The organism is Dellaglioa sp. CoH-57-MRSF-21 (assembly GCF_056781915.1).
The window spans coordinates 1-372 of the sequence record NZ_JBXAXU010000101.1 but is presented as its reverse complement, the minus strand read 5'-3'; the positions used below and the strand labels follow the sequence as shown (position 1 = coordinate 372).

General features: G+C 42.7%; 2 tRNA genes. Both read left to right on the top strand.

Features of this window, described 5'->3' with window-relative positions:
• The first annotated feature begins 101 nt into the window (after nucleotides 1-101).
• A tRNA-Ile gene (locus tag AC1RPQ_RS08140) sits at nucleotides 102-176 on the top strand.
• 27 nt (nucleotides 177-203) lie between these two features.
• Nucleotides 204-276 (top strand) — tRNA-Ala (locus AC1RPQ_RS08135).
• The last annotated feature ends 96 nt before the right edge of the window (nucleotides 277-372 follow it).

Sequence of the window (372 nt, the reverse complement as noted above, 5' to 3'; positions counted from 1 at the left end):
CCTGCGGCTGGATCACCTCCTTTCTAAGGAATATTACGGAAACCTACACACTTGTCGAAAATTTGTTTAGTTTTGAGAGATCTACTCTCAAAAGCGTTTACGGGCCTATAGCTCAGCTGGTTTAGAGCGCACGCCTGATAAGCGTGAGGTCGATGGTTCGAGTCCATTTAGGCCCATTTACCAATTAATAAAATACCCATTATGGGGCCTTAGCTCAGCTGGGAGAGCGCCTGCCTTGCACGCAGGAGGTCATCGGTTCGATCCCGTTAGGCTCCATTGACAATATTAATTGTCGAATTTGTTCTTTGAAAACTAGATAATATTTATTAAATTTTTAAGCAATAAGCCGAGAAACACCGCGTTTTATTAGTT